23 protein-coding genes and 1 other RNA gene are annotated in these 21,831 nt (G+C 69.7%); 19 read left to right on the top strand and 5 right to left on the bottom strand.

Annotation, left to right across the window (positions count from 1 at the left end):
• From prfB to ftsX, 5 genes are all read left to right on the top strand, one after another.
• A complete protein-coding gene (gene prfB, locus ACFSJG_RS13995; RefSeq protein WP_378485801.1) occupies window positions 1–1,104 on the top strand; it encodes a peptide chain release factor 2 in 1,104 nt (367 codons plus the stop codon).
• Complete coding sequence (locus ACFSJG_RS13990; protein ID WP_378485800.1) at window positions 1,105–2,016, top strand: mechanosensitive ion channel family protein; 912 nt, start codon at window positions 1,105–1,107, stop codon at window positions 2,014–2,016.
• Window positions 2,013–2,483, top strand: coding sequence for a hypothetical protein (locus tag ACFSJG_RS13985; RefSeq protein ID WP_378485799.1), 471 nt, complete (start codon window positions 2,013–2,015; stop codon window positions 2,481–2,483). Before ACFSJG_RS13990 ends, ACFSJG_RS13985 begins: the two co-directional genes overlap by 4 nt.
• A gap of 119 nt (window positions 2,484–2,602) precedes the next feature.
• Window positions 2,603–3,292: a cell division ATP-binding protein FtsE gene (ftsE, locus tag ACFSJG_RS13980; protein WP_007534901.1), complete on the top strand. Its 690-nt coding sequence runs from the start codon at window positions 2,603–2,605 to the stop codon at window positions 3,290–3,292.
• A 51-nt stretch (window positions 3,293–3,343) separates the two neighbouring features.
• Complete coding sequence (gene ftsX / locus ACFSJG_RS13975; protein ID WP_378485798.1) at window positions 3,344–4,249, top strand: permease-like cell division protein FtsX; 906 nt, start codon at window positions 3,344–3,346, stop codon at window positions 4,247–4,249.
• Between the two features lie 63 nt (window positions 4,250–4,312).
• Here ftsX and ACFSJG_RS13970 read toward each other — a convergent pair whose 3' ends face one another.
• Window positions 4,313–5,392, bottom strand: a complete 1,080-nt coding sequence (locus tag ACFSJG_RS13970) for an NAD(P)H-dependent amine dehydrogenase family protein (protein ID WP_378485797.1) — start codon at window positions 5,390–5,392, stop codon at window positions 4,313–4,315.
• A 126-nt stretch (window positions 5,393–5,518) separates the two neighbouring features.
• Between ACFSJG_RS13970 and ACFSJG_RS13965 the strand changes: the two genes are divergently transcribed.
• The 3 genes from ACFSJG_RS13965 (at window position 5,519) to ACFSJG_RS13955 (ending at window position 7,793) form a co-directional block, all read left to right on the top strand.
• Window positions 5,519–6,253, top strand: a complete 735-nt coding sequence (locus tag ACFSJG_RS13965; protein WP_378485796.1) for a glucose 1-dehydrogenase — start codon at window positions 5,519–5,521, stop codon at window positions 6,251–6,253.
• A 186-nt stretch (window positions 6,254–6,439) separates the two neighbouring features.
• A complete protein-coding gene (gene smpB / locus ACFSJG_RS13960) occupies window positions 6,440–6,916 on the top strand; it encodes an SsrA-binding protein SmpB (RefSeq protein ID WP_378485795.1) in 477 nt (158 codons plus the stop codon).
• Between the two features lie 16 nt (window positions 6,917–6,932).
• Window positions 6,933–7,793, top strand: a complete 861-nt coding sequence (locus tag ACFSJG_RS13955) for an EamA family transporter (RefSeq protein WP_378485794.1) — start codon at window positions 6,933–6,935, stop codon at window positions 7,791–7,793.
• A gap of 4 nt (window positions 7,794–7,797) precedes the next feature.
• Here ACFSJG_RS13955 and ACFSJG_RS13950 read toward each other — a convergent pair whose 3' ends face one another.
• Window positions 7,798–9,843, bottom strand: coding sequence for an elongation factor G (locus ACFSJG_RS13950; RefSeq protein WP_378485793.1), 2,046 nt, complete (start codon window positions 9,841–9,843; stop codon window positions 7,798–7,800).
• Window positions 9,844–10,006: 163 nt separating this feature from the next.
• Entirely contained in the window at window positions 10,007–12,115 is a 2,109-nt protein-coding gene (locus tag ACFSJG_RS13945; protein WP_378485792.1) for a peptidase, read from the bottom strand.
• A gap of 187 nt (window positions 12,116–12,302) precedes the next feature.
• Between ACFSJG_RS13945 and ssrA the strand changes: the two genes are divergently transcribed.
• Both ssrA and ACFSJG_RS13935 read left to right on the top strand, forming a co-directional pair.
• Window positions 12,303–12,673: a transfer-messenger RNA gene (gene ssrA, locus ACFSJG_RS13940) on the top strand.
• A gap of 68 nt (window positions 12,674–12,741) precedes the next feature.
• Window positions 12,742–13,074 (top strand): hypothetical protein, encoded by a 333-nt coding sequence (locus ACFSJG_RS13935; protein ID WP_378485791.1) that lies wholly within the window; start codon window positions 12,742–12,744, stop codon window positions 13,072–13,074.
• Between the two features lie 116 nt (window positions 13,075–13,190).
• Here ACFSJG_RS13935 and ACFSJG_RS13930 read toward each other — a convergent pair whose 3' ends face one another.
• Window positions 13,191–14,387 (bottom strand): lipase family protein, encoded by a 1,197-nt coding sequence (locus tag ACFSJG_RS13930; RefSeq protein ID WP_378485790.1) that lies wholly within the window; start codon window positions 14,385–14,387, stop codon window positions 13,191–13,193.
• A 65-nt stretch (window positions 14,388–14,452) separates the two neighbouring features.
• Here ACFSJG_RS13930 and ACFSJG_RS13925 point away from each other — a divergent pair, with 65 nt between their 5' ends.
• From ACFSJG_RS13925 to ACFSJG_RS13895, 7 genes are all read left to right on the top strand, one after another.
• The gene (locus tag ACFSJG_RS13925; RefSeq protein WP_378485789.1) at window positions 14,453–15,106 is read left to right on the top strand and encodes an LON peptidase substrate-binding domain-containing protein; all 654 of its coding nucleotides are present in this window, start codon (window positions 14,453–14,455) and stop codon (window positions 15,104–15,106) included.
• Between the two features lie 8 nt (window positions 15,107–15,114).
• Window positions 15,115–15,534 (top strand): fluoride efflux transporter CrcB, encoded by a 420-nt coding sequence (gene crcB / locus ACFSJG_RS13920; protein WP_378485788.1) that lies wholly within the window; start codon window positions 15,115–15,117, stop codon window positions 15,532–15,534.
• Window positions 15,527–15,883: a DUF190 domain-containing protein gene (locus ACFSJG_RS13915; RefSeq protein ID WP_378485787.1), complete on the top strand. Its 357-nt coding sequence runs from the start codon at window positions 15,527–15,529 to the stop codon at window positions 15,881–15,883. Before crcB (ACFSJG_RS13920) ends, ACFSJG_RS13915 begins: the two co-directional genes overlap by 8 nt.
• On the top strand, window positions 15,880–16,251 hold the full coding sequence (gene crcB / locus ACFSJG_RS13910) for a fluoride efflux transporter CrcB (protein ID WP_378485786.1): 372 nt from the start codon (window positions 15,880–15,882) through the stop codon (window positions 16,249–16,251). Before ACFSJG_RS13915 ends, crcB (ACFSJG_RS13910) begins: the two co-directional genes overlap by 4 nt.
• Window positions 16,252–16,315: 64 nt before the next feature.
• The gene (locus tag ACFSJG_RS13905) at window positions 16,316–16,753 is read left to right on the top strand and encodes a hypothetical protein (RefSeq protein ID WP_378485785.1); all 438 of its coding nucleotides are present in this window, start codon (window positions 16,316–16,318) and stop codon (window positions 16,751–16,753) included.
• Between the two features lie 39 nt (window positions 16,754–16,792).
• Window positions 16,793–18,433, top strand: coding sequence for a phosphoglucomutase (alpha-D-glucose-1,6-bisphosphate-dependent) (gene pgm / locus ACFSJG_RS13900; protein WP_378485784.1), 1,641 nt, complete (start codon window positions 16,793–16,795; stop codon window positions 18,431–18,433).
• Window positions 18,434–18,479: 46 nt separating this feature from the next.
• Window positions 18,480–19,757 carry an MFS transporter gene (locus tag ACFSJG_RS13895; RefSeq protein ID WP_378485783.1) on the top strand — a complete coding sequence of 426 codons (1,278 nt, stop codon included), beginning with the start codon at window positions 18,480–18,482 and terminating at the stop codon, window positions 19,755–19,757.
• 3 nt (window positions 19,758–19,760) lie between these two features.
• On the opposite strand, the gene ACFSJG_RS13890 is transcribed toward ACFSJG_RS13895, so the two are convergent.
• Window positions 19,761–20,561 (bottom strand): VIT1/CCC1 transporter family protein, encoded by an 801-nt coding sequence (locus tag ACFSJG_RS13890; RefSeq protein ID WP_378485782.1) that lies wholly within the window; start codon window positions 20,559–20,561, stop codon window positions 19,761–19,763.
• Window positions 20,562–20,599: 38 nt separating this feature from the next.
• Here ACFSJG_RS13890 and ACFSJG_RS13885 point away from each other — a divergent pair, with 38 nt between their 5' ends.
• Window positions 20,600–21,088: a MauE/DoxX family redox-associated membrane protein gene (locus ACFSJG_RS13885; protein ID WP_378485781.1), complete on the top strand. Its 489-nt coding sequence runs from the start codon at window positions 20,600–20,602 to the stop codon at window positions 21,086–21,088.
• Between the two features lie 57 nt (window positions 21,089–21,145).
• Window positions 21,146–21,831, top strand: a 686-nt coding sequence (locus ACFSJG_RS13880; protein ID WP_378485780.1) for a DsbA family protein, incomplete at its 3' end; no start/stop codon positions are given.

Here is a 21,831-nt window from a genome sequence, read left to right as displayed (position 1 = left end):
GTGCATCCCGACGTTTCCGCTGACCTCGCCGAGCTCGACACCACTCTGACCACCGTCGAGACGGTGCTCGACATCGAGGAGCTGCGCCGCCGCATCGACGAGCTCGAGCACCAGGCCGCCGACCCGGACCTGTGGAACAACCAGGAACACGCGCAGCAGGTCACCAGCCAACTGTCGCATGCGCAGGCCGAACTGCGCCGCGTCGAGGAACTGCGTTCGCGCCTCGACGACATGGAGGTGCTGTACGAGCTCGCCGAGGAGGACGGCGCGGAGGCCGTCGCCGACGCGGACACCGAGCGGCACAAGCTCCGCGAGGACATCGCCGCGATGGAAGTCAAGACGATGCTCTCCGGTGAGTACGACGAGCGCGACGCGCTGGTCAACATCCGCTCGGGCGCAGGCGGCGTCGACGCGGCCGACTGGGCCGAGATGCTGATGCGCATGTACATCCGCTGGGCCGAGAAGCACGGCTACGGCGTCGAGGTCTACGACACCTCCTATGCGGAAGAGGCCGGCATCAAGTCGGCGACCTTCGCGGTCAAGGCCCCCTACGCGTACGGCACCCTCTCGATCGAGATGGGCACCCACCGTCTCGTCCGGATCAGCCCGTTCGACAACCAGGGCCGCAGGCAGACGTCGTTCGCCGAGGTCGAGGTCCTTCCCGTCGTCGAGACGACCGACCACATCGACATCGACGAGAACGACGTCCGCGTCGACGTGTACCGCTCGTCCGGCCCGGGTGGACAGTCCGTCAACACCACCGACTCCGCGGTGCGCCTGACGCACATCCCGACGGGCATCGTCGTGACGTGTCAGAACGAGAAGTCGCAGCTGCAGAACAAGGTGTCCGCGATGCGGGTCCTGCAGGCCAAGCTGCTCGAGCGCAAGCGCCAGGAAGAGCGCGCCGAGATGGATGCCCTCAAGGGCGACGGCGGCAGCTCCTGGGGCAACCAGATGCGCTCGTACGTCCTGCACCCGTACCAGATGGTCAAGGACCTGCGCACCGAGTACGAGGTCAACAACCCGTCCGCCGTCCTCGACGGCGACATCGACGGGTTCATCGAATCCGGCATCCGCTGGCGGATGCGGGGAGAGCAGGACTAGTTGACCGAACCCGTCGTGTCCGTCACCCTCGCCGCAGGGTGGCTCCCGGAGACCACGAACTTCCAGGACTGGCTGAAGTCGAGTGGCCTCGAGATCGTCCTGTACGTGCTCGGCGGGTTGCTCATCGGCCGGTTCCTGTCATGGGTCGGCAACCGGATCACCGACCGCATCGACCAGAACTACAACCAGGGCGACGCGCTGGTCCGGTCCGAGGCGACCAAGCACCGCCACGCGCTCGCCCAGGTGATCACCTGGGTGCTGGTGACGATCGTCTACACCCTGGTCGCGCTGGAGGTGCTGCAGCGCCTCGGCTTCTCGATCAGCAGCCTCGTCGCACCCGCCACCGTGCTCGGCGCCGCCCTGGGCTTCGGTGCCCAGCGGGTCGTCCAGGACATCCTCGCCGGGTTCTTCATCATCGCCGAGAAGCAGTACGGCTTCGGTGACGTCGTCACGATCGCCATCACCGGATCGGGGGAGGACGCGTCCGGCACCGTCGAGGACGTGACGCTGCGGGTGACGCGGCTGCGCTCGTCGGACGGCGAGGTCATCACCGTCCCGAACGGCCAGATCGTCAAGGCGGTGAATCTGTCGAAGGACTGGGCCCGCGCCGTCGTCGACGTCCCGATTCCGGCGGCCGCTGATCTCAACCACGTCAACGACATCCTCCGGACGGTCGGTCGGGACGCGTTCGCGGATCTCGATCTCGAACCGTTGCTCCTCGACGAGCCGACGGTCATGGGCGTCGAGTCCATCGAACTCGACACCGTCAACATCCGGATGGTGGCGCGCACCCTGCCCGGCAAGCAGTTCGAGGTCGGTCGGGCACTGCGCATCCGGGTCGCCGCCGCGCTGCGCAGGGAGGGCATCTTCATCGGACCCGACCTCTCGATGGACCAGGGGGACGCGACGTGAGCCGCCCGGAGGGTGCCCACGAGGCCCACGTGAGCGTGACCGTCGACGACCTCGGGGCGAAGCCCCGGAGGAAGTGGACCTGGCCGGACCACATCGGGCGGCTTCGTACGTCGACAGTCGTGCTCATCGTGGCCTTCCTCGGCACCGCGTTGCTGCGTAGCTACCTCATGGCTGCCGAGCCCGAGCCGAGCCAGCCCGACGCGGCCGTGCTGGTCCCGATGGAGACGACGCAGTACCAGCCGCCGACGACCACGCTTCCGCCGACCACCACGACGCCCCCGCCGAGTACGACCACCGGCCAGGAGGGCAGCGCGACCGGGACGAGCGACACGCCGACGACGTCGCCGTTGATCGTGCTGCCGCCGGGGCTGGTTCCGTCCGGGGTCGAGTTGCCGCCGGGTGTCGCTGTCGAGACGACGACCGCGCCCACGCCCAGCGCGTCCGTCGCGCCCACCACGACACCCTGACCCGGGTACCGCCGCGGGATTCGCCACCGAGTTGCCGGTGGGGGTCCCGCGGTGTCGTCGTCGCAGGCCCCGCGGTGGTGCCCGGTGCCCGGCCCGGGTCGTGTCTACACTGGCTCCTCGTGATCAGCGTCGAGAATGTGTCCAAGTCCTACAAGGCGTCCTCGCGGCCCGCGCTGGACAAGGTGAACGTCTCGATCGACAAGGGGGAGTTCGTCTTCCTGATCGGCGCGTCCGGTTCGGGCAAGTCCACGTTCATGCGACTGCTGCTCAAGGAGGAGACGCCGACGTCGGGTGACATCCATGTCGCCGACTTCCACGTCAACCGGTTGTCGGGTCGGCGGGTGCCGAAGCTGCGGCAGTCGATGGGGTGTGTGTTCCAGGACTTCCGGCTGCTCACCCGCAAGACGGTTGCCGAGAACGTCGCGTTCGCGCTCGAGGTGATCGGAAAGCCACGGGCGGTGATCGAGCGGACCGTCCCCGAGGTGCTCGACCTGGTGGGACTGTCCGGCAAGGCGGATCGCCTCCCGAACGAGCTCTCCGGTGGTGAGCAGCAGCGCGTCGCGATCGCGCGGGCTTTCGTCAACCGTCCGCTCGTCCTGCTCGCCGACGAGCCCACCGGCAACCTCGACCCCGACACGAGCGGCGACATCATGTTGCTGCTCGAACGGATCAACAGGACCGGCACGACGGTCGTGATGGCCACCCACGACAACCACATCGTCGACTCGATGCGCCGCCGGGTGGTCGAGCTCGACCTCGGTCGGGTGGTGCGTGACGAGGCGAGGGGGGTCTACGGCGTGGGTCGCTGACGCCCCCGCCGCCGACGAAACCGCCCCGACTCACGAAGGACCACCACTTCGATGCGTGCCAGCTTCATCTTCAGCGAGGTCTTCACCGGACTGCGCCGCAACATCACCATGACGATCGCGATGATCCTGACCACCGCGATCTCCCTCGCGCTGTTCGGTGGCGGCCTGCTCGTCGTCCAGATGGCGGGGAAGACCCAGCAGATCTTCCTGGACCGGGTGGAGGTGCAGATCTTCCTCACCGACGACGTCTCCACGTCCGACCCGGGCTGCACCGGCGACCTGTGCCGTGGGCTGCGTGAAGACCTCGAGGCCACCGACGCGGTGGTGTCCGTGCAGTACCTCAACCGGGAGGACGCGGTCGCCGACGCCAAGGAGCGTGTCTTCAAGGACCAGCCCGAGCTCGCGGCCATGGTGAGCCCGGAGGCGCTGCCCGCGTCGTTCAAGGTGCGTCTGTCCGATCCCGACCGTTTCGGTGTCGTCGAGGACACGTTCGCGACCAGACCGGGTGTCGACAGCGTGCTCAACCAGCGGGACCTCGTCGAGCGGCTGTTCAGTGTGCTCGGCGGCATCCGCAACGCCGCCTTCGCGATCGCCGTCGTCCAGGCGATCGCGTCGATCCTGCTGATCGCCAACATGGTCCAGATCGCCGCGTACACCCGCCGTACCGAGGTCGGGATCATGCGGCTGGTGGGAGCCACCCGTTGGTATACGCAGTTGCCATTCCTACTGGAGGCAGTGATGGCCGCGCTGGTCGGCGCGATTCTCGCGATCGTGGCACTGTTCACCGCGAAGAGTCTGTTCGTCGACGATGTCCTCGCGGACGTCTACGAGGCCAACATCGTCGCCCAGATCTCCAACAGTGACGTGCTCCTGGTGGCGCCGATCCTCGCCGTCGTGGGCGTCGGCATGGCTGCGATCACCGCGTACGTCACGCTGCGTCTGTATGTCCGCGAATAGCGCGGTTCCCCCTGACTACGAAGGAGCCCCGGCGATGTCGCCGGGGCTCCTTGCGTCATCGGATCAGGATGCCGGCGAGTAGGTGCCCTTGCCGGTGACCAGTGGCAGGTCGAGCGTCGTGCGGATGCCGGGAGGCGCCGCGACGACGGTGGGGATCGCGTTCACGATCCGTCCGGCCGCGGCGACGATTGCAGCGTGGTTGTGGTCGCCCTTGCGGCTGGTCGGGCAGATGTCGACGCGATACGACGGCTCGCCGACGATCTCCACGCGGTACGAGCCGCCGTCCTGCGCGGGACGGGCCCAGTCCGGACGCAGGTCGTCGCGCAACCGGGTGATGTGCTCGACCACGACGGCCGGCTTGCCGTCCACTGTCCCGGTGATCTCGAACCGGATCGCGGCGACACTGCCCTCGGGCACGTGGCCGGCGGCGATGTCGAACGACTCGGGTGCAGGTTCGCGCTCGTAGTGCTCGGTGATGCCGTCGAGCGTCACGCCGAGACCGGCCGCGAGCTGGTGCAGCGTCGTCCCCCACGCGATCGACAGGACCCCGGGCTGCAGCAGCATCGGGATCTCGTCCATGGGTTTGCCGAATCCCATGACGTCGAACATGACCTCGGCGCCGTCGTAGGTGGCGTAGTCGGCGATCTCGGTGCAGCGGATCGACTCGACCCGCTGGCAGGTGCTCGCGAACGCGAGCGGAATCAGGTCGTTCGCGAATCCCGGGTCGACGCCGGTGACGAATAGGCTCGCGCCGTGCTCGGCCGCGAAGGCGTCGAGCTTGTCGGGGTAGTCGCCGGGGATGACGTGCCACGGGTACTGCAGGATGACCGGCGCCGAGCCGACGACGTCGATGCCCGCGCCGAGGAACTGGCGGCAGTCGCCGATCGCCTCGGCGGTGCGGGTGTCGCCCATGGCGCAGTAGACGACGCAGTCGGGTGCCGCGGCGATCAGGTCGTCGAGGTCGCCGGTCGCGAGAATGCCGGTGACCGTGTCGGTCCCGGCGAGCTCACCGGCGTCCTTGCCCACCTTCTCGGGCGTCGAGACGCACACCGCGACGAGCTCGAATCGCGCGTCCTCGATCAATTGGGTCAGTGCGAGCCGGCCGACGTTGCCGGTGCCCACGTGGGCGACACGGATCGCCATGGATGTGTACCTCCTGCGGTTGGGGGAAGCGCTGAGCCTGTGCGTCGCGTCACAGTAGACGGCAATCCAGACAGCTGTCCATAAACCTGTTCACAAACGTGTCCCGTCGCGGTACCGTTCCGACCCATGGGACGTGTCGACGACAAAGTTGCTCTTATCAGTGGTGGTGCGCGAGGCATGGGTGCGGCACACGCGCGCATGCTCGTGGCGGAGGGCGCGAAGGTGGTGATCGGTGACATTCTCGACGACGAGGGCAAGGCTCTCGCTGCGGAGCTGGGGGACGCAGCGCGGTACGTGCACCTCGACGTCACCTCGCCCGACGACTGGACGGCCGCGGTCGCGACCGCAGTGGACGACTTCGGGAAGCTCAACGTGCTCGTCAACAACGCGGGCATCGTCAACGGTGCCCCGTTGCAGCACCTCAAGCTCGCGAAGTGGAAGCAGATCCTCGACGTCAACCTGACCGGCACCTTCCTCGGCATGCAGGTTGTGGTCGAGCCGATGATTGCCGCCGGCGGCGGGTCGATCGTCAACGTGTCGTCCGTCGAGGGCCTTCGCGGCAGCCCGTGGGCGCACGGCTACGTCGCCACGAAGTGGGGCGTGCGTGGGCTCGCGAAGTCCGCAGCTCTCGAACTGGCGCCGCACAACATCCGGGTCAACTCGATCCACCCCGGTCTCATCCGCACGCCGATGACCGAGGGTCTGCCCGAGGACCTGGTGAAGATCCCCCTGGGCCGCCCCGCGGAGTCGGAGGAGGTGTCGACGTTCGTGGTGTTCCTCGCCAGTGACGAGTCGTCGTACTCGACCGGCTCCGAATTCGTCATGGACGGCGGCCTGACCGCGGCGGTCCCGCACAAGTGACGCGGCTCCGGCGGCGCCGATCCGGCGCCGCCGGAATCCCGTTCGTGGGGGTGCCGCGAATCTCGCTCGTGGGGGTGCCGCGAATCTCATTGGTGCCGCGCCGGGCCACCGAACTATCGTGGGTGGTGAGCCAGGCCGGTGGCACGACGTCCCCGGCACATTGTCGTGGACCGGAGGGGCCCGCACGTGAAGGAAAAGGGCCGCAAGGTCATCGCCACGAACCGTAAGGCGCGGCACAACTACACCATCCTCGACACCGTGGAGGCGGGCATCGCGCTCGTCGGCACCGAGGTCAAGAGCCTGCGTGAGGGCAAGGCGTCCCTGGTCGACGCGTTCGCCACGGTCGACGACGGTGAGGTGTGGCTGCGGGGCCTGCACATTCCCGAGTACAACCACGGCAGCTGGACCAACCACGCGCCGCGGCGCACCCGCAAGCTGCTGCTGCATCGCCGCGAGATCGACAGTCTCGTCGGCAAGACGCGTGAGGGGAACCAGACGCTGGTTCCGCTGTCCATGTACTTCAGTGACGGCAAGGTGAAGGTCGAACTCGCCCTCGCGAAGGGCAAGCAGGACTACGACAAGCGGCAGGACATCGCCCGCCGCACCGCCGAGCGCGAGGTCACCCGCGAACTCGGCCGCCGCATCAAGGGCATGAGCCGCTGATCCAGGCACGCCGGCCGTGACCGCTGTCCTGCTGGCACTGGTCGCCGCCGTCGGCTACGGCGTCAGCGACTTCGTCGGCGGGCTGGCGTCCCGCCGGGTGGCCGCGCTCCGGGTGGTGCTCGTCTCCTACCCGGTGTCGCTTCTGATGGTGCTCGCGGTCGCGCCGTTCGTAGGCGGGGAGCTGACCCGGTCGGCGCTGCTGTGGGGCGCCGTGTCCGGGGTGACGTCCGGCCTCGCGGTGTGGTGGTTCTACCTCGCGCTGGCCGACGGCCCGATGTCGGTGGTGTCGCCGCTGACGGCGGTGCTGGTGGCGGGTGTTCCGGTCGGGGTCGGATTCGCGACCGGCGAGCGCCCCGGCGCGCTCGCGGGAGCGGGAGTCGTGCTCGCGCTCGTCGCGGTCGTCCTCGTGAGCCGGGAGACTCCGGAGGCAGCGGGGGAGGCCGTCGACGGTCACCGGGCCCGGTTCACGTCGACGGTGGCGTGGCTGACAGTCGGGTCGGGTCTGGCGTTCGCGTTCTCGTTCATCGGTCTCGACCGGGTCGGTGACGACTCCGGGCTGTGGCCGCTCGCGGTGTCGCGGGCCGCCGCCACTGCCGTGGTGTGGGTGGTCGCCGCCGCGTCCGGTCAGTTCCGGCTCCCGCCGCGCGATGTCGCCCGGCTCGCGATCGGGATCGCGCTCCTCGACGTGATCGCGAACGGCGCTCTGATGTTCGCGTTCTCGGGCGGCATGCTGTCCCTCGTCGCGGTGATCGGGTCGCTGTATCCGGCGGCGACGGTGCTGTTGGCGATGACCATGCTCGGGGAGCGCGTGGGGCGGCTGCAGCAGTTCGGCATGGTGCTGGCCGTCGCGGCGGTCGCGATGATCGCGATGGCGTGAGTCGTCAGTCGGCGTGACCGTTGCCGGTGTGCTTGGCGGCCACGGCCGTGGGCATGACGTCGTATCGGAGGTGGGCGCGCGCGAACTCGGCGGTGCCGTGAGTCAGGGATCGAAGGTCCACGGGGTAGCGGGCGAGTTCGATCTCGGGAACCTCGGCGCGGAGCAGTGCGGTGCCGGGCTCGGGGGTTTCGGTGCCGAGCACGTGGCCGCGCCGGGCGGACAGGTCGCCGAGGACGGCGCCGAGGTAGTCGTCGGGCAGCGTCACCCGTACCGCGGCGACGGGTTCGAGCAGTCGGATCTCGGTGTGCCCGGCCGCGTCCTTGATCGCGAGCGCGGCCGCCGTCTGGAAGGCGGCATCGGAGGAGTCGACGGAGTGGGCTTTCCCGTCGACGAGGGTGACCCGCACGTCGACGAGGGGATTGCCGGTCGCCACCCCCGACGACAGTTGCGTCCGCACACCCTTCTCCACCGACGGGATGAAGTTCTTGGGGACCGATCCGCCGACGATCTTCACCGCGAACTCGAATCCGGAACCCGCTGGGAGTGGCTCGACCTCCAGATCGCAGATCGCGTACTGCCCGTGACCGCCGGACTGTTTGACGAGGCGGCCATGGCCGGATGCACTGCCCCCGAACGTCTCCCGCAGAGCCACCCGGTACGGAACCGTGTCGACGTGCACGCCGTGTCGGGTGCGGAGCCGGTCGAGGGTGACCTCGGCGTGCGCCTCGCCCGTGCACCACAGCACGATCTGGTGCGTCTGCGGGTTCTGCTCGAGCCGGAGCGCGGGATCCTCGACGACCAGCCGGGCCAATGCCTGGGACAGCTTGTCGTCGTCGGCCTTGCTGTGCGCCTCCACGCCGATCGGGAGCAGCGCGGCGGGCAGCGGCCACGGCGGCATGGGATCGGCCGAGGCGTCGTCGGCGAGCGTGTCCCCGATGCGCGTGGAGGCGACCTTCGGGACGCACACGACGTCGCCGGCCTTGGCTTCCGGAATCGGGTGCGTGGCCTTGCCGAACGGCCCGGACAGCGTCGTCAGCCGATCCTCGGTGGCACCGTCGGCGCCGATCACCTGGAGGTGGGTGTCGGGCCGCAGGGTGCCGGCGAACACCCGCACCAGGTTGATGCGACCGACGTACGCGTCGCCGGTGATTCGGATGACCTGCGCCGTCAGCGGGGCATCGGGGTCCGCGGCCGGGCCCGGGCCGACGCGGTGTGTGGGGTCGGGGAAGGAGCCGGCGATCAGGTCGAGGAGTTCCGTCGAACCGAACCCGGAGTCGGTGACGGCCAGCGCGGGATGCAGGGTGCAGTCGACGATCTCGTGCCGCAGCCCGGCGAACAGCGCATCGGTGTCCAACTCCTCCCCGCCGAGATACCGCTCCATCAACGAGTCGTCGAGACCGGAGATCGCCTCGACGAGGCTCTCCCGGGCGGCGGCGGTGTCGGGTGCCGACTCGACGTCACCGTAGGTGCGGCCGGTCAGCAGGTCGACGGAACCGACGGGGACGCCGTCAGCCAGAACGGGCTGGTACACCGCTCGCAACGTGTCGGGGCCGAGTCCGAACGCGTCGTGGCACAGGGTCAGGATGTCGTCGAAGCTCTCGCGGGCCTGATCGAGTTTGGACACGACGATCGCGCGTGGCACGCCGGCCTCGGAGGCCTCGCGCCACAGGGCGCGGGTCGGCGCGGTGACGGGATCGGTCGCGGACACCACGAACACACCCGCGTCGGCGGCGCGGATCCCGGCGCGCAGCTCGGCGTCGAAGTCGGGATGCCCGGGCGGGTCGAGGACGTTGATCCGGACTCCGTTCCAGTCCAGGGGGAGCACCGACAGCTGCACCGACCGTTGCTGTTGGTGTTCGACATCCTCGAAGTCGGAGACCGTGGTCCCGTCGGCGACGCGCCCGGCCTTCGTGACCGCACCCGCGGCCAGCGCCAGCGATTCGGAGAGCGTGGTCTTCCCGACGCCGCTGCAGCCGACGAGAACGACGTTGCGTATCTGCTCGGTGTCCGGTGCGGCCGGCTGAGACCGGGACGATGATCGGTCGGCCACGTCGAGCCTCCTCACGCCGGCGATGTCGCCAGGGCGGCGGCGGTGCCGGCTCGGGGTCGAGTCTAGGCGCGGCCGCGTGGCCGATCCGGGCGAATCGGCCACGCGTGCCCCAGCTGTGACCTCGAGGAAATGTCTCCCGGTCCTTGTCCCACTTCGCGACTGTCTACTTCGCGACGCGCTCCCACATCTGCAGGTACGCCTCGGCGCCACGGCTCATGTCGTCGATGATCTGGTCACCGTCCGCTCCGGCGGCGTTCCGCATGTCGGCGATCCAGTCGGGAATCAGTCCGTACTGGGCGACGCCGTCGGTGTTGACGTCGAAGACGCGCTCGCCGGTGCGCTGACGGTCCATCACCGTGCCGCCGTCGAAGGTGGTGTACGGGTAGACCAGCGGATGTTCTGCGGCGTCCTTGCGCGGGGCGGCCTGCGGGCCGAAGCCGTTGGTGTCCGCGCCGTAACCGAAACCGAAGTAGTAGTCGTCGCTGCGCTGGGCGCGGGCCTCGCGCCACGACGTGACGAAGCCGGGGGCGCGGTCAGCCTTGGGATCCTGACCCGGCTCGCGTTCCTGGGCGTCGAGCTGGCCCGCGTACAGCGCCACGAATCCGCCGAGCGCGTAGATCCGCCCGTAGAACTTGGGGTCCGACCAGCTGTGGCTCGACACCACGCCCGAGTACCCGGCGTCCTCGAGGATGTCGAGGGTGGCGTCTGCGGTCTTGACGCTCATGTGGTCGATGTCGACGATCATGCCGCGGTCCATCATTCCGCGGATCATGTGCTCGCCGAGTGGTGTCAGGCCACGGACGTTGCACAGTGGTCCCTCGGGGTAGACCGGCGTGGTGACGCCCGGCGGCAGTGCCGCCAGCGCCTGCGCCGGACCGTCTCCCATCGACAGCAGCGGATTGTCGTGCTCGGCGGTGGTGCAGGGCTCGGCCTCCCAGAACCGACCGGTGCCGAGGAAGTTGCCCGCGTTCACCGCGACGCCCTGGACGCCTGGGTCGAAGCGGACGCCGCCGAACGCATTGTCGAACTTGTGGGTGACGATCATCTGCCGCACACCCATCGCGTAGACCTCGTCGAGGCCGCGGTCGACGTCGGCCTCGGTGCACTGCGCGACGCCGTCCTGGATGCCGCAGCCGAACGGTTCCGACACCTCGATGCCGAGTGTCACCGCGAGCTTGCCCTCGGCGGCGACCCGGCGGACCTCCTCGGGGGAGCTGACGATCCGGAACCAGCCGCGGCCGGGCCCGCCGTACTGGGCGTCCACGTAGTCCTGGATGGCGTGAGCCTGTGCCGCCTGTTCGCGGACGGTGTCCATGTCGTTGCAGGAGCGGCTCTTGAGCGGGTAGACCTCGCACAGCACGTGGTTGTTCACCAGCAGGTTGGTGAAGATGCGCAGGCCGCCGCGCCAGGCCCGCTCGACCCACTTGTAGTAGGTCTGTTCGTGGGTCAGGGAGTCGTGCGACGGCCAGTCCGCGAAGGTGGGCCAGCCGGTGGTGTCGTGGCCGGTGAACGGGCTGCCGTGGGAGATGACGTCCTCGAGCAGCGCGGGCAGTCCGTCGCTGCCGTGGTCCTCGCAGTCGCGCAGCGCGACGGTGATGCCCTGCGGGTCGTAGGGGGTGCCGCAGTGCACGTCGCCGCCGATGAACAGGTTCGCGTTCATGTGCACGTGGGTGTCGATGAAGCCGCGGACCTCGCCGTTCGGGCCCGTGCCCGACAGGGGAGTGCCGGTGGCGCCCACCTCGGAGTCGGGGAAGTCGGCGCAGCCCTCGGCGCGGGTGAGGGTGAAGCGGCCGCCGTTCGGGTCGACACCCGGCTCGGTCGACCACAGGCGACCGTCGTGCGTGGTGAGCTGCGTGCCGTTCGAGGTCGCGGTGAGGCTGTACACACCGTCGGTGTTGGTGAGCGTCCAGTCCGTCGCCGGGGTCGCGTCGCGGGTGGTGACGACCGCGTTGCCGTCGTCGTGGGCGAGCATGTCTCCGCCGCGTCCGTACAACATGAACCGTCCGAGCTGTGCGGCGTGCAGTCGGAACGCCTCGGCCTCGTCTGGGGTTCGCGCGTCCGCGCGGGGGCCGTCGGGGGTGACGCGGACGAAGGCGTCGGCCGTCTCGGACCGCAGTGAGAAGCAGCCGTTCGCGAGACCGAACACCGGATCGTCGCCCGGGAGCGTGGGTAACTGTGCGGGCGCTGCGGAGGCGGTGACGGCGCCGGCGGCCAGCGCGACGGCGAGGCCGATCGCGGGCAGGACGCGGCCGAGGCGGGCTGCAAGTCTCATCTGTGTCCGAAGTCTCCCCGTTGACTGAGTGTGCTGTGGATCAACTGCCGCATGTCGGTCCGGAGCGTAGGGGGCTATTGGACGAATGTCCAGATATCTACTCGAGACACGCCGAGAAGAAACGAGGATGAAATCTCCGCGCGGGGGCGTTACAGTGTGTGGTCCCAGCAGGTTGCTGGGGACGTACGGGGCTGAACGGTTTCGACTGCGTACGTTGAGTCAGGGGAAGCGTGTCGGTGCAGGCAAGAGACCACCGTAAGCGTCGATGCAACCAATTAAGCGCCGATTCCAATCAGCGCGACTACGCTCTCGCTGCCTAAGTAGCGAAGCGTGTCTGTCAGTCCGATCTCGCCCTCGGGTCGGGTACTGGCATCAGCTAGAGGGCTTCACCGCACGGCTCGGTCACGGAGTCGGACGGGACATCACACAGTGACTGGGATCGTCATCACGGCTTGTTCGCGGGACCGGGAGATCCAAGTAGAGGCATAGCGAACTGCACACGGAGAAGCCCAGGCGAAGCTGCGTAGGACCCGGGTTCAATTCCCGGCAGCTCCACGAACGAGGGCCCCGGACCACACGGTCCGGGGCCCTCGTCGTGTCCGGGCCGGGGGTCGTACGCTGGCCGCGTGGACCAGGAACCCGCCGATTTCGCGCACACCGAGGCCGCGGCCCGTCGACGCCGGGAGAAGGCAACGCACCTCGCGCGATTCGTGTGGGACCGCGCGATCACCGGTGACGAACTCCTCGCCATGGCCGATGACCGGCTGCGCAAGCTGGCCCGGGAGGCGGGGGCGAATCCGCCGAGCACCCGGGAGACGTGGACCGTCGTCGCCGAGCTGCTCGGCGAGAAGACCCGCTGGGCCGACGCCCATCCCGACGATCCGCGGGCCGTCCCGGCCTACGCCGACGAGAAGATCACCTGGGTCAAGCCGCCGCTGCCGCCCTGGCCCGGCCGCTGACCCCCTGCCCACCTGCCCGACCCGTACGGCTGAAAGTGGCGTTCGTCTCGTTCAGTCGCATGAACGGCACGTTCAGCCCGACGGCTGGGGGCGCGTTCGGTGAGATCGGGGGTCGGTCAGCAGTTGCTCGGCGCGGCCTGGCCGGCGAAGCGGTCGCCGAGGAAGGCGAACGCGCCGGGGATGCCCTCCAACGCTGCCGGCCCGTGATCGCCGGGCAGGACGTTCAGAACGACCGGGGTTCCGCCCCGGCACCACCGGCTCATCGTTGCCGCCACCGAGGACGCGGGACTGAGCTGATCGCTCGCGCCGTGCCACGCGAACACCGGGGCACGCGGCACTCCCGGATACGACATCAGGCTGTTCTCGTCGAACACCGCTCGCATCTCCGGTGCGAGTACCCGCGCCGGATCGGCGGTGACCTCGGGGGTGCTGCGGCCGGCGCCCGCGTTGATGATCTGTTCCTGGCAGGCGTTGGCGATGCTGTCGCGCAGCGCCGACCCTGCGGGTGTCAGGAACGCGGAGGGTTCGATGCGCCCGGCGTACTCGCGTTCGAGGCCGAGGGTGGCGGCGAAGGCCAACCCGAACAGCGGGTGCGGTGCCAGGCCCAGTCCGGACGCGAGTTCGGACAGGTTCGTCGGAACGCCACCCTGCGCGACGCCGACGATCGGCAGCTCCGGCGCGTACGTCGGTGCCAGCGCCGCCGCCCATCCCGATGCCATCCCGCCGCCGGAGTAGCCGACCAGCCCGACCGGGCTGCGCACCAGGCGCAGCTCGGGAAGTCGTTTGACGGCACGGATTCCGTCGAGCACGATCTGCCCGCCGAGCTTGGCGGCGCCGTAGGCACTGGTCGGGCCGAGGTGATCGGGCAGGGCGACTGCCCAGCCGCGCAGCAGCAGCGGAGCCAGCGCCGGAGCCTCGGTGAGTCCGCCGTTGAACAGCGTGTGCGACGGCCCGCACTGTGTGCCGAGGGAATTGATGATCGCCTGGAACGACACCAGCGGCCGATCCACTCCGCCGCGCGGCACCATCACCGTCGTCGCCGCGGCGATCGGTGCACCGGACGAATTGGTGGACCGGAACAGCAACTGCCAGCCGTCGGCGTTGCCGTAGCGGGACACGTCGACGGGTCGCACGCGCAGCACGTCGCCGTTGGCCCGGGCCGCGACATCCGGTGGAGCCGAGTAGAACGGGTCGGGATCCGCGACGGGCGTCGTCGGCTGCGCCGCGGCGGGTGGCGCGATCAGGGCGGCGAGCAGCGCGGTGGCGAACAGGGCAGCGAGGGCGGACGTGGTCCGCCGGAGCACAGAGTGCATGGTCGTCCCCTTCCATCGGCAAGGCTACGACTCCGGCCGGGTGCTCGCAGCGCTAACCTGACCCGGTGCCTACCGAACTGCCGATGTTTCCGCTGGGAACGGTGCTGTTCCCGGGTGAAGCGCTGCCGCTGCAGGTGTTCGAGCCGCGCTACCTGACGATGGTGGACCACTGCCTCGCGCAGCCCGACCGGTTGCGGTTCGGGGTGGTGCTGATCGCCCGCGGCCACGAGGTCGGTGGCGGCGACGACCGGACCGGTGTAGGGACGATCGCCCGGATCACCTCGTGCCGGCCCGGCGGCGGTGCCCGGCTGCTGATCGGCAGTGTCGGCGAGCAGCGGATCCGGGTCGACGAGTGGCTGCCCGACGACCCGTACCCGAGGGCCGTGGTCACGGAGTGGCCGGACGAGCCGTCGGACGTGTCGGATGCGGCGGCCGGGGAGCTCACCGACAGGCTGGCCGAGTTCGCCGACCTCTTCGCGCGCTTCTCGGTGCGGCAGGGACGTCCCGCGCTGCCGGTCCCGGTCTGGGCGGACCTGCCCGGCACCGACGGTGACCGCGGTTTCGCGCTCGCTCGCAGCCTGCCTATCGGTGCGATCGACAGGCTGCGAGTGCTGTCCGCGCCGGGGCCGGGGGATCGGGTTCTCGTCCTCTGTGACGCACTCGCCGACGTCGTGGCGGCCCTGAGGTTCCGGCTCGCGGACCCGGGCGGTGCCGAGTAGGAGGCGTGATGCGTGGTGACGCGGCCGTCGTGGCGGCAGTGGCCGTGGGAGGGGCGCTCGGGGCGCTCGCCCGGTACGGCGTCGCCCGCATGATTCCCGCCGCTCCCGACACGTTCCCGTGGGCTACGTTCACGGTGAACGTCCTCGGCTGCCTGCTGATCGGAATCCTGCTCGTCCTCGTCACCGAGGCGTGGACGGCGCACTTCCTGCTGCGGCCGTTCCTCGGGGTCGGGGTGCTCGGTGGCTTCACCACGTTCTCCACCTACGCCGTCGAGATCGTAGGCCTCACCGACGAGGGGCGGCCGGTGCTCGCGTTCACCTATCTCGCGGGCACGCTCGTTGCGGCACTCGCGGCGGTCGTCGCCGGAGTGTGGTTCACCCGCGCCGCGGTCGGCGTGGCGGTCACGAAGGGATCCGACGATGGCTGACGATCCGAAAAAGCATGTCCTCGGATCGGTTTCCGCAGCACGCCTGTCGATGCTGCTCGGTGCCGACGACCTGTGGCATCACACGCCGAAGTTCCAGGAGATCGTCCGACGCGCTCGCGACGCCGGACTGGCCGGTGCCAGCGTGTGGCGGGGGATCGAGGGTTACGGGGCGTCCTCGCACATCCACACGACCCGGCTCCTCGACCTGACGGACGGACTGCCGGTACTCGTCGTGATCGTCGACGACGAGGAAAGGATCCGCGCCTTCCTGCCGACGATCGCCGAACTGCTCACCCAGGCGACGGTGACCGTGGAGCCGGTCGAGCAGGTGCGCGTGAGCGAACAGTGACCACCGTCCTGCTGGTGATGCTCGGCGGCGCCATCGGCGCACCCGCTCGCTTCCTCCTCGACCGCACCGTCCAGTCCCGGCACGACTCGGTGTTCCCGTGGGGCACCCTGTGCGTCAACCTGATCGGGTCGCTGATCCTCGGTGCCCTCGCGGGGGCCGCGACCGCCCACGACGGCGCATTGTGGACGGTCCTCGGGACCGGATTCTGCGGGGCGCTGACCACCTACAGCACCTTCGGGTACGAGACGGTCCGACTGCTCGAAACGGGTGCACGTGCGATCGCCGTCCTCAATGTCGCGGTCAGCGTCGTGGCCGGTGTGGCCGTGGCTGCGCTCGGGTTCGCCGCCGGTGGCGCAGTTCTCGCCTGACCCGCGCCGGGCGCCGCGGCCTGGCACACTCGGGCCGATCCCATCCGACAGCACCTGGAGCAAGATGACGGCGACGATCACGCGCGCGGTGTTCACCGGTGTCCTCGCGGCCGTCGGCGCCGGCCTCGTCGTCGGGGTCGTCGGCCGAATCCTGATGCGTGCCACGACCCTCCTCGCGGGTGGGACCCCCGGCTTCTCCTGGAGCGGATCGGCGTCCGTCGTCGTGGTCTACGCGGTCGCGATGATCCCGGGCGCGATCGTCGCGGCCCTGACGACGCGGCGCGGGTCGACGCTCCCGCTCGTGGCGGGCGCGGTGCTGCTGTGTTTTCCGGCCGTCGGCATCGCGTCCGAGGAGGTCGGGTACCTCGGCGACCTCGGCCCGGTGCGGCTGGCGGCGGTCCTCGTGTGCGGCACAGCGGTCTTCGGGACGCTCGCGCTGCTGCCGCTGGTGACGTTGCGGCTGGTCCGACTCGCCACCGCGACGCGGGTGCCCGCGTCGTGATCGAATGACGCTGCACCAACGCGAACTCAGGAGGTCGTCGTGGCACATGAACGGGCCGGTCAGCCGGCGCAGGCGCAGGATCTCGAGGATCTCGCACACCTGGTGACCGCGTACTTCAGCGTCGTGCCCGACGCGACCGACCCGGATCAGCGGGTGGCCTTCGGTACCTCCGGACATCGAGGATCCAGCCTCGTTGGTGCGTTCAACGAGGCTCACATCCTCGCGACCACGCAGGCAATCGTGGAGTACCGCGCGTCGCAGGGCATCACCGGTCCGCTGTACCTCGGGCGGGACACCCACGCGCTCTCGGAGCCGGCGTGGACCAGCGCCCTGGAGGTGCTGGGCGGCAACGCTGTCGACGTACTGATCGACGCCGCCGACCGGTACACGCCCACCCCGGCGGTCAGCCACGCCGTCCTGAGGCACAACGAGTTCGGGCCCGCTGCCGTCGCCGACGGCATCGTCGTCACCCCCTCCCACAACCCGCCCCGCGACGGTGGATTCAAGTACAACCCGCCGCACGGCGGCCCCGCCGGATCCGATGCGACGTCGGTGATCCAGGACAGGGCGAACGAGCTGCTTGCCACCGGTCTCACCGGGGTGCGGCGGGTGCCGCTGGCGAAGGCGCTCGCGACCGTCGCGTACCCGTTCGACTTCCTCGGCAGCTACGTCGACGACCTCCCGTCGATGGTCGACCTCGACGCCGTCCGCACCGCAGGTGTCCGGATCGGTGCGGACCCGATGGGTGGTGCCGCCGTCGACTACTGGGGCGAGATCGCGCAGCGGCACCGCCTCGACCTCACGGTGGTGAACCCGCTGGTCGACGCGACGTGGCGGTTCATGACCCTCGACACCGACGGCAAGATCCGGATGGACTGCTCGTCGCCGGACGCGATGGCCTCGCTGATCGGGGCGCGGGACCGGTACGACATCGCGACGGGCAACGACGCCGACTCCGACCGGCACGGCATCGTCACCCCGGACGCCGGGCTGATGAACCCGAATCACTACCTCGCCGTCGCCATCGACCACCTGTTCACGCATCGCGAGGGGTGGCGCGCCGGGACGAAGGTGGGCAAGACGCTCGTCAGCTCGTCGATGATCGACCGGGTCGTCGCGGGCCTCGGACGGGAACTGGTCGAGGTGCCCGTCGGGTTCAAGTGGTTCGTGCCCGGTCTGTTGTCCGGGGAGCTCGGCTTCGGTGGTGAGGAGAGCGCCGGCGCCTCCTTCCTGCGCCGCGACGGCCGGGTGTGGACCACCGACAAGGACGGCATCGTGATGGCGTTGCTGGCGTCGGAGATCCTCGCGGTGACCGGGGCGTCGCCCTCGCAGCGCTACCGGCAGCTGGTCGACCGCTTCGGTGACCCGGTGTACGCGCGGGTCGACGCGCCCGCGGACCGTGCCCAGAAGGCGGCGCTGGCGGCGCTGTCCCCGGAGGCGGTCACCGCGACCGAGCTCGCGGGGGAGCCGATCACCGCGACCCTCACCTCGGCACCCGGCAACGGTGCGCCGCTCGGCGGTCTGAAGGTGTGCACCGAGAGCGCATGGTTCGCGGCGCGACCGTCCGGAACCGAGGACAAGTACAAGATCTACGCGGAGTCGTTCCGCGGCCCGGACCATCTCGCACAGGTGCAGGAGGCGGCCCGCGACGTCGTGCAGGGAGCGCTCGCCGGCGCCTGACCCGTCACCGGGGCCGGTGGGGTGCGCGCCTACCATTCGTTCCGAGATGAGTGAGCCGACAGCAAACAGTCCCGAGACGAGTGCCCCGACGTCGTCGACGCGGCTTCCTTCCGAGATCTGGGTGCTGGTCAGCGCCGCGTTCGTCATCGCGCTCGGCTACGGCATCGTCGCGCCCGCGTTGCCGCAGTTCGCCGTCAGCTTCGGTGTCGGGGCGTTCGCGGCGACGGTGGTCATCTCGTCGTTCGCGTTCATGCGGCTCGTGTTCGCTCCGGTCAGTGGCTCGCTGGTGCAGCGGCTGGGGGAGCGGCCCGTCTATCTCACCGGTCTGCTGATCGTGGCGGTGTCGACGGGGGCGGTGGCGTTCTCGTCCGGCTACTGGCAGCTGCTGGTGTTCCGCGGGCTCGGCGGTATCGGCTCGACGATGTTCACCGTGTCCGCGCTCGGCCTGCTGATCCGCATCACCCCAGCACACATGCGGGGCCGGGTGTCCGGCCTGTACGCCACCTCGTTCTTGTTCGGCAGTATCGGCGGCCCGCTCGTCGGTGCGGGGCTCGTCGGGTTCGGGTTGCGGGTGCCCTTCCTCATCTACGCCGTCGCGCTGCTGGTCGCGGCGGCCGTCGTGTACCTGCGACTCAAGGACTCACCGCTCGCCGAACCCGACCAGCAGGCCGGGCACGTGGAGTCGATGACGTTCCGTGACGCCCTGCGGTCACCGATCTATCGGGCCGCGCTGCTGTCGAACTTCGTGAACGGGTGGGCGGTGTTCGGCGTCCGGGTGGCGCTGGTGCCGCTCCTCGTGGTCCAGGCGCTGAATGCGGGCGAGGGCTACGCCGGTATCGCGTTGACTGTCTTCGCGATCGGGAACGCGCTCGTGCAGATCCAGGCCGGACGCCTCTCCGACGCGCACGGTCGGCGCCCGTTCGTGCTGATCGGACTCGTCGTCGCCGGAACGTCGACGGCGCTGCTCGGGTTCAGTCCGAACCTGTGGGTGCTGTTCGGGCTCTCCGCGCTGGCCGGGGTGGGGTCGGGGTTCATGAATCCGTCGCAGCAGGCCGCCGTCGCAGACGTCGTCGGATCGAAGGCGCGTGGCGGACCCGTGCTGGCGGCGTTCCAGATGGCGTCGGACGTGGGGTCGGTCCTCGGTCCGCTCGTCGCGGGTCTACTCGCCGAGCAGGTGTCCTACGGTGTCGCGTTCGCGATCACCGGTGCGCTGACGGTGCCGGCGATCGTCGCGTGGGCGATGGTGCCCCGGTCGGCGCGACGCGGCGTTCCCGTCGCGGGCGAGGGCGCCGACGGCAGCGAACCCGAGGCGCGGTCGCGGTAGCGATCATCCCGCGACGGCCACGCCGATGAGGTGGCCCACGAGGTAGGTGGCGCCGACCGCGACGAGCCCGAACACCAGTTGTCGGATCGCACCGCGCAGCAGCGGTTGCGACGTCAGGTGCGAGGTCGTGGCCCCGACGAGGAGCAGGCCGCCGCAGCCAACCGCGAGACCCGCCGCCAGTGACTCGAAGCCGAGCAGGTACGGGATCAGCGGGATGATCGCGCCGATCGCGAACATGACGAACGACGACGCCCCCGCGACCAGTGGGGACGGCTTCTCCGTCGGGTCGACGCCGAGCTCGTGCGTCAGGTGGATCGTGACGGCCTGCTCGGGGTCGCGGTGCACCTCGGCGGCGGCGGCCAGCGCGGTCGGTTCGCTCATCCCCATCTCCACGAAGGTGCCGACCAGTTCGGTCTGTTCGGACACGGGGTGACGTTTCTGTGCGCGGCGCTCGACCCGGACCTCGGCGTCGATCTGCTGGTTCGCCGTCGACACGGATGCGTACTCGCCGAGCGCCATCGAGAACGCTCCGGCCGCGAGGCCTGCGATTCCGCTCATCACGATCTCGTTCGCGGCCAGTCCGGCACCACCGACACCGGCGAGCAGTGAGGTGTTCGTCACCAGCCCGTCCATCGCCCCGAATGCCGCCGCTCGCAGCCATCCGCCGGAGACGTCGGCGTGCCGGTGGTCGAAGTCGTGCGGCAACGAGCCGTGGGGGAGGCCGGGCGCCTGCACGGCCGGTCGTTCCGGCCCGTCGGACGGCGGCTGTGAGCTGCCGGGACGAGGTGACGCCACGTCATCCATGAATCGAATGTACGCGCCGCGTGAGTACGGTGAGAGTCGTGTGGAAGCCCGTCGTCAGTCTGCTCGCTCGCCTCGGTCTGGCGGCCGTCTGGCTCGTGTCGGGGGCGGTCAAGCTCGCCGACCCGATGCAGACGGTGGTGGCGGTCCGGGCGTATCAGTTGCTCCCGGAGGACCTGGTTCGCCCAGTGGCGTCGGTGATGCCGATGTTCGAGATCACGCTCGGCCTGTTGCTGCTCGTCGGCCTCGCGGTGCGAGCGACCGCGGTCGCGTCGGCGGCGATGCTGCTCGTCCTGATCGGGGTCATCGTCTCCGTGTGGGCACGGGGCCTGTCCATCGACTGCGGATGCTTCGGCGGTGGCGGAGTCGCGGACGTCGACGGCTGGGACTACGCCCGCGAGATCGCCCGCGACGTCGGCTTCCTCGTACTCGCGGTCTGGCTGATCGTGTTCCCACGCAGCCCGGTCGCGCTCGGGCCGGGGTCGCGCGCCATGCTCTCAGTGCCAGCTCAGCAAGAGGTGACACAGTAAAACCGTACTTACCCAGCAGAATCCATCCACGGACATACCGGACCGGAGGACCGCACCGTGAGCAGCAAGAAGGTCAAACCCGTCAAGGCGGCACCGCAGGCCACGTCGAGTCGATCGACGTACATCCTCGGTGGCCTCGCGGTGGTGGTGATCGCCGTCGTCGTGATCGCCGGTGTGCTGTGGAGCAGCAACCGCAGCAAGCCTCGCAACGAGGGCTACGGCGGGGTGTCGAACTCGGCCGTGCAGGTGACCACCGATGCCGACGGCGGGATCCTCGTCGGTCTGCCCGACGCGACCACGACGATCGACCTCTACGAGGATCCGATGTGCCCGTACTGCGCGGAACTCGAGCACACCAACGGTCAGGAGATGGCGCAGAAGATCGACGAGGGCTCCCTCGCGGTCCGCTACCACACGCTGGACTTCCTCAACCGGTTGTCGGCGAGCGGCGACTACTCCTCCCGCGCGGCCGGCGCGTTGATGTGCGTCGCGGACAGCGGCGACGCGATCGCGTTCTCGGCGTTCCACACGGCGTTGTTCTCGTCGGACAACCAGCCCGCGGAGAACGGCAGCTCGGACCTGAGCAACGCCGATCTCGCGGACCTCGCCCGTGACGCGGGCGCGAACGACGAGGCGGTGACCTGCATCGCCGACGGCGCGAAGGTCGCGGATGCGACCGCCGCCGCGCAGACCGGTCGTGAGGCGCTCGCCGCCACGGGTGCCGCGGGCACCCCCGCGGTGAT

Source organism: Rhodococcus gannanensis, from assembly GCF_042681175.1.
Classification (GTDB): Bacteria; Actinomycetota; Actinomycetes; order Mycobacteriales; family Mycobacteriaceae; genus Rhodococcus_G; species Rhodococcus_G gannanensis.
Note: the sequence above shows the minus strand (reverse complement) of the source record. Positions and strands in the feature narration are given on the sequence as shown.

Coding starts and splice junctions, on each gene's coding strand:
- ACFSJG_RS13930 (WP_378485790.1), bottom strand. CDS start 14,387: ATGCACTCTGTGCTCCGGCGGACCACGTCCGCCCTCGCTGCCCTGTTC.
- ACFSJG_RS13945 (WP_378485792.1), bottom strand. CDS start 12,115: ATGAGACTTGCAGCCCGCCTCGGCCGCGTCCTGCCCGCGATCGGCCTC.
- ACFSJG_RS13915 (WP_378485787.1), top strand. CDS start 15,527: ATGGCTGACGATCCGAAAAAGCATGTCCTCGGATCGGTTTCCGCAGCA.
- crcB (WP_378485788.1), top strand. CDS start 15,115: ATGCGTGGTGACGCGGCCGTCGTGGCGGCAGTGGCCGTGGGAGGGGCG.
- ftsX (WP_378485798.1), top strand. CDS start 3,344: ATGCGTGCCAGCTTCATCTTCAGCGAGGTCTTCACCGGACTGCGCCGC.
- ACFSJG_RS13895 (WP_378485783.1), top strand. CDS start 18,480: ATGAGTGAGCCGACAGCAAACAGTCCCGAGACGAGTGCCCCGACGTCG.
- ACFSJG_RS13905 (WP_378485785.1), top strand. CDS start 16,316: ATGACGGCGACGATCACGCGCGCGGTGTTCACCGGTGTCCTCGCGGCC.
- ACFSJG_RS13970 (WP_378485797.1), bottom strand. CDS start 5,392: ATGGCGATCCGTGTCGCCCACGTGGGCACCGGCAACGTCGGCCGGCTC.
- ACFSJG_RS13965 (WP_378485796.1), top strand. CDS start 5,519: ATGGGACGTGTCGACGACAAAGTTGCTCTTATCAGTGGTGGTGCGCGA.
- ACFSJG_RS13890 (WP_378485782.1), bottom strand. CDS start 20,561: ATGGATGACGTGGCGTCACCTCGTCCCGGCAGCTCACAGCCGCCGTCC.